At 70.6% G+C, this 6,041-nt stretch carries 5 protein-coding genes; 2 read left to right on the top strand and 3 right to left on the bottom strand.

The annotated features are described in order from the left end of the window. The coding region (locus tag AC07YH_RS26475) for a TetR/AcrR family transcriptional regulator (RefSeq protein ID WP_494749875.1) at positions 1-553 on the bottom strand (553 nt) is incomplete at its 3' end. 94 nt (positions 554-647) lie between these two features. Here AC07YH_RS26475 and AC07YH_RS26470 point away from each other — a divergent pair. Beyond that, positions 648-1,616, top strand: coding sequence for an SDR family NAD(P)-dependent oxidoreductase (locus AC07YH_RS26470; protein ID WP_494749874.1), 969 nt, complete (start codon positions 648-650; stop codon positions 1,614-1,616). A 399-nt stretch (positions 1,617-2,015) separates the two neighbouring features. Continuing rightward, positions 2,016-2,930: a hypothetical protein gene (locus AC07YH_RS26465; protein WP_494749873.1), complete on the top strand. Its 915-nt coding sequence runs from the start codon at positions 2,016-2,018 to the stop codon at positions 2,928-2,930. Here AC07YH_RS26465 and AC07YH_RS26460 read toward each other — a convergent pair. Both AC07YH_RS26460 and AC07YH_RS26455 read right to left on the bottom strand, forming a co-directional pair. Beyond that, positions 2,920-5,532 carry a glycoside hydrolase family 3 C-terminal domain-containing protein gene (locus AC07YH_RS26460; protein ID WP_494749872.1) on the bottom strand — a complete coding sequence of 871 codons (2,613 nt, stop codon included), beginning with the start codon at positions 5,530-5,532 and terminating at the stop codon, positions 2,920-2,922. The two genes, AC07YH_RS26465 and AC07YH_RS26460, sit on opposite strands and share 11 nt — an antisense overlap. Positions 5,533-5,623: 91 nt before the next feature. Continuing rightward, positions 5,624-6,004 (bottom strand): hypothetical protein, encoded by a 381-nt coding sequence (locus AC07YH_RS26455; RefSeq protein ID WP_494749871.1) that lies wholly within the window; start codon positions 6,002-6,004, stop codon positions 5,624-5,626. Between the last annotated feature and the right edge of the window lie 37 nt (positions 6,005-6,041).

Below are 6,041 nucleotides of genomic sequence, written 5' to 3'. Positions count from 1 at the left end.
GCCGCCGCGCCCCCTCCGCCCAGCCCGGCTGCTCGTAGCCGACGCTGAGGCCGCTCATCAGGCGCAGGATGTCCTCGAAGCCGATGTCCGAACGGATATCGCCAGCGGCCTGGGCGGCTTCGGTCAGGCGGCGCAGGGCCGGCAGGATGGTCGCGCCGGCGCTGGCATAGACGCGCGAGCCCTCGCCCGGATCGGCGCGCAGGGCAGGCGCCACCACACGCTTGGTGGCCATGTAGTCGATCAGCAGGTCCAGCCAGGCGGCCAGAGCCTCGCCGGCGGAGCGATTGGCCATGAAGTCCTCGGCCGCCTGCGCCAGCTGATCCAGCTCCCGGGCATAGACCGCCGCCACCAGCGCCTCGCGGGTGGGGAAGTGGCGGTAGAGCGTGCCGATGCCGACGCCGGCCCGTCGGGCGATGTCCTCCAACGGCGCATCGGCGCTGGTCTCGGCGAAGGCCGTCTTGGCCGTACTCAGCAGCAGGTCGCGGTTTCGCAGGCTGTCGGCGCGGGGCTTTCGCGCGCCCTTCTCGATACGAGTTTCAGATTCTTCGGACATCGATCTTGAAAAACGGAGGATGCCTCCGGATATATAACCGGAGCCTTCCTCCATTTATCCTCCGGATCGGCTCGCACAACAAGGGACGAGAGTCATGAGCAATCAATTCGGCGCCAAATCCACTACCGACGACGTTCTGGCCGGCGTCGACCTCAAGGGCAAGCGCGTGCTGGTCACCGGCGTTTCGGCCGGCCTGGGCGTCGAGACCGCCCGCGCCCTGGCCGCCCACGGCGCCGATGTCGTCGGCGCGGCCCGCGACCTGAGCAAGGCCGAGGGCGCGACCGCCGTCGTGCGTGAAGCGGCCGCCAAGAGCGGTGGTTCGCTGTCGCTGATCGAGCTGGACCTGGCCAGCCTGGCCAGCGTGCGCGCCGCCGCCGACGCCCTGGTCGCCGACGGCCGCGCCTTTGATCTGGTCATCGCCAACGCCGGCGTCATGGCCACGCCCCTGGGCAAGACCGTCGACGGTTTCGAGACCCAGTTCGGCACCAATCACCTGGGCCACTTCACCTTCATCAACCGCATCGCCAGCCTGCTGAAGGCCGGCTCGCGCGTGGTGTCGCTGGCCTCGTCGGGCCACCGCTTCTCGGACGTCAACCTGCAGGACCCGAACTTCGAGACCACCGCCTACACGCCGTTCGAGGCCTATGGCCGCTCCAAGACCGCCAACATCCTGTTCGCCGTCGAGTTCGACCGTCGCCACAAGGACCGCGGCGTCCGCGCCGTGGCCGTGCATCCGGGCGGCATCCAGACCGAGCTGGCCCGCCACCTGGACCCGGCCTTCATCCAGGGCATGATCGACAACCTCAACGCCCAGGCCGCCGCGGCCGGCGCCGACGCCTTCGAGTGGAAGACCATCCCGCAGGGCGCGGCCACCAGCGTCTGGGCCGGCGTCGTCGCTCCGGTCGAGGAAGTCGGCGGCCTCTATTGCGAGGACTGCCACGTCGCCAAGCGCGTCGAGGACGCCTCGGAAGTCCGCGCCGGCGTGCGCGGCTACGCCCTCGACCCCGCCAACGCCCAGGCCCTGTGGGCGCTGAGCGAGAAGCTGGTCGGCGAGACGTTCTAGGCACACGCCGCCAGCGCAAAACGCCCCTCTGTTGGCGGGGTGTTAGTCGCGATCTCCTAAACCGGGCATGGAGTTTACGCAGGAGCGCCCGGATGCGCGTGAAGACCGATATCGGCGCCTTGGTCAGCGGCGGCATCATCGCCGTCGTCCTGACCTTGGTGGCCACGGGCGACGGTTCGCCGCCGAAAGCCGCGCCGGCGGCGCCGGCCGTCGTCATCACGCCGCTGTCGCCTTCGGACCAGATTCCGACCTTCCAGAAGAACCAGTCCGCGGCTTGGGACAACGGCCAGACCGAGGAGGCGGCGCGTCCGGCGCCGCAGCCTTCGCCGACGCCCCGCCAGGCCTCGCCCCAGCCCGTTCCCCAGTCTGCTCCCCAAAGCGACATCCGACTGGACGCCTATGTGCTGCAAGGCTTGCGCGGCGCGCTGGTCTACGTGCTGGCTGTTCGTCGGACTGCATCTGGCTCTGCGTCGAGGCGGTCTGGCCCAGCGCTGGTCCTATGCCGGGGCTGGCGCCCTGGCGGCCCTGGCGGCGGTCTCGCTGGCCACCCCCGGCGTCGCCTGGGGCCAGATGGTCGCGCGCGGCAACCTGTCGTTCTTCCTGGGCGTGATCGGCGTCGCCGGCGCGATCATGGGCTTCCTCTATCGCTGGCGCGCCGGTCTGGAAGGCGAGGGCGATGATCCCGCCCGCCTGCAGGAGATGGTCGCCGCCCGCCGCGCCGCTGGTGAAGCCGGGGGCGCCGAAACCGGGGCCGCCGACGACGTGCTGGTCGACACCGGCGAGGCCGAATACTTCTCGGGTCCGCTGCAGGTGCGGACCTCGCTGCCCATCGCCTTCGTCGCGGCCCTCCTGTCGACCGGGATCTTCACCGTGATCGTGATGGTGGTCGGCGCCTATTCCGACCTGATGGTGAACGTCCACGAGGGCACGGCCCTGCCGATCCTCGAGCAGCTCTCCATATCGTTCAGCGGCCAGCTCTTGACCCTGGTGCTGTGCCAGACGGCGGTGGTTCCGTTCACCGTGCTCGTCCTGGTCGCCCACGCGGCCGCCCGGGGCTTGGGCAAGACCTCCACCGCCGCCTATGCCGGGCTGGGCGCGGCGACGCCGCCCATTGTCGGCTTGGTGGGCTTCGTCGTCGGCTTCATGTTGGGCCTGGCGGCCGTGATCCCCATGGCCCTGGCCATGGTGCTGTATCGCAGCATGGCGGGCCTGGAGCCCAAGCCCGTCAAGGAAGACATCATCCTGAACGACCGCCGCAACCTGGTCGGCGCGGACCATGCGCGCCGCCAGTTCGGCCGCCTGATCAAGGGGTGATCGTCACCTTCGCCGCCACCCCCGCCGGCTGGGCTAGACCCGGCCGGCTCACGGGCTGGCCGCCGCCGATCCAGAGGTCGGCGGCGCCCGGCTTGATCGCGCGTTTGCCCTCGGCGTCCACCGTGGCGAAGGCCGCCGGGTCCAAGGTGAAGTCCAGCTTGCGGGTTTCGCCGGTCTTCAAGGTCACCCGCTGGAAGCCCTTCAGCGCCCGGATCGGCGCGCCGGCCTGGCCGGCGCGCGAGACGTAGAGCTGGGCCACCTCGTCGCCGTCGCGGCCGCCGGTGTTGGTGACCTCGACCGAGACCTTCAGCGACTGGCCGGCCTTCAGCTTCGCCGCGCTCAGCACCGGCTTGCCGTACTTGAACGTCGTGTACGAGAGGCCGTAGCCGAACGGATAGAGCGCCTCGCCGCCGAAATAGCGGTAGGTGCGGCCGGCCATGGTGTAGTCCTTGAAGGCCGGCAGCTGGTCGGCGGAGCGGTAGAAGGTCACCGGCAGGCGGCCGGCCGGGCTGAAATCGCCGGCCAGCAGGCCCGCTACCGCCTTGCCGCCTTCGCCGCCCGGATACCAGGCCTCGATTATGGCCGGCACGGTCTTGTCGGCCCGGTTCACGCTCATCGCCGAGCCGTTGACCAGCACCAGCACCACGGGCTTGCCGGTGGCCTGCAGGCCTTCGAGCAGCGTCTCCTGCGGGGCGGGCAAATCCAGGCTGGTGCGGTCGCCGCCCGCGAAACCCGGAGCCTTGACCGGCATCTCCTCGCCCTCGACCCGGGCCGACAGGCCGCCGACGAAGACCACCAGGTCGGCGCTCTTGGCCGCCGCGATGGCGGTGTCGTGGTTGTCCGAAGGCTGGCTCCAGGTCAGGCGCTGCTCGCCGCGATCACCGTCCTGGCGAGCCTCGATGACGATGGCGTGGACCTTGCCGGCGGTGAGCTGCACGGTCTGGGCCTGGGCCGGATCGACGCCGGTGTCCCAGGCGTCGGCCACGACCTTGCCGTCGACCAACACCCGCCAGCCGCGCTCGCCGGTCATGGCGAAGCTGTGCGGCCCGCTGTCCTTGGGCGTGACGAAACCGCTCCAGCGGATCGAGGTCTGGCGGGGTGCGCGGGCCGGCCGGCCCCAGCTGAACCCGGCGTTGGCCTCTGTGCGCGCTGTCGGGGCGCCGGCGAAGTCGAGACCGGCATATTCCTCGACCTTCAGGCCCTTGGTCGCGCAGGCGGCGTCCTGGCAGAAGATCGCGTCCGGCGTCGGCTCGCTGGGCGGACCGATCAGGCCCGTGCCCTGGACGTAGGTGACCTTGGCGTCCGGGAAGCGGGCGCGGATCCCGGCCAGCACGGTGATCGGCTTGGACGGCGTGCCGTTGTAGTTGCCCACGAGCGCATCGACGCTGTCGGCGTTCGGCCCGATCACGGCAATCGACTTCGGCGCGGCCTTCAGCGGCAGCAGGCCGTCGTTCTTCAGCAGCACCATGGCGTTCTGTGCGGCCTTCAGCGCCAGGGCCCGGTGGGCGGGGGTGTCGTTGTCGGCGGCGGTGATCTTGCCGTACGGCCCGGTCCCGGCCGGATCGAACAAACCGAGGCGCATGCGGGCCTCGAACAGCCTCCGCATGGCCACATCGACCTCGGCCTCGGTGACCAGCCCCGTGCGCACCGCCTCGACGATGGCCGGCGCCTCGACGCCGTTGGCCCCGCCGAAGTCGCAGAGCAGGTCGGTGCCGGCCTTCAGGCTGACCGCGAAGGCCTCGGCCGGCGTCTTCCGATAGGCATGCGAGGTCGGCAGGTAGACGTCGGCGATGGCCGCGCAGTCCGAGACCACGTGGCCGTCGAACTTCCAGGTTCCGCGCAGGCGGTCCTTCAGCAACTCGTCGCTGGCGCAGGCCGGCTGGCCGTCGATGGCGTTGTAGGCGCACATCACCGCTTGCGCCTTGGCCTTGGTGATCAGCGCCTCGAAGGCCGGCAGGTAGGTGTCCTCCAGGTCGTGGCGCGAAGGGTGGATGTCGTCGCGATGGCGGTCGGCCTCGGGGCCGCTGTGGACGGCGAAGTGCTTGGCCGTCGCCAGGGTCTTGAGGTGGTTGAGGTCAGGCCCCTGCAGGCCCTCGACGAAGGCCGAGCCCATCGTCGCGGTCAGGAACGGATCCTCGCCCCAGGTCTCCTGGCCTCGGCCCCAGCGCGGGTCGCGGAAGATGTTGATGTTGGGCGACCAGACCGTCAGGCCGCGATACTGCGCCGTCGAGCCGTCCGGGCCGACCTTCTCCAGATACTTGGCGCGGAATTCGGTGGCGATGGTGTCGGCGACGTTGTGGATGAACGGCGCGTCCCAGGTGGCGGCCATGCCGATCGCCTGCGGGAACACCGTGGCCTCACCGGCCCGCGCCACCCCGTGCAGGCCCTCGTTCCACCAGTTGTAGGCCGGGACCGACAGGCGGGGGATGGCCGGCGCGGCGTGGCGCAGCTGGCCAGCCTTTTCCTCCAGCGTCATGCGGCCGACGAGATCGGCGGCGCGTTGGGCGGCGGGGAGCTTGGGGTCCTGGTAGGGCAGGGACTGGGCGGACGCGGCTGACGCCAGGGCGAGCGCGATCAGCGACGGCGCGATGGTCTTGAGCATGGTCGTCTTCTCCCCGCGTTCCGGTTTTGGCGCCGGTGTCCGCGCGGGGAAGCTAGCAGATAAGGTAGCGGTAACAAGAGTGGTGAGGCGGCTACCGCCGCTTCAGCTTCTTCAGCGCCGCCTGCATGGCCAGGGCCTGGGCGGCGGGTGGCTTGCCCGCATCATGCGCCTGCTGGCGCGCGGCTTCGGCGATCAGCGGCGCTGTGGCGGCGTCCAGGCGGTCGAAGGCCTCATGGATCGCGGCCGGCAGGTGGCGCGGCTTGGCTTCAGGAGTCTTGGGCTGGGGGACCATGGTCGCGATCTTGCGGGCGTCGGCGGCCAGTTGGCCGCAGAGCCGAGCCTTTGCGCGGGCCTGGACGATGACGACGGGGTCCTCGCTGCTCTCGGCCAGCGCCCAGGCCGCGTCGAGGGCGGCCATCAACTTGGCCTGGACTTGCGCGCACCAGGCGCTGGGCGTGAGGGACTGGCTCATGGGGGGTGAGCATGGGCCGGTGTGGAGGGGCGGGGAC

This window comes from Caulobacter sp. GW456-12-1-14-TSB4 (assembly GCF_059424195.1).
The sequence above is the reverse complement of the archived record's forward strand: the minus strand, read 5'-3'. Positions and strand labels throughout refer to the sequence as shown.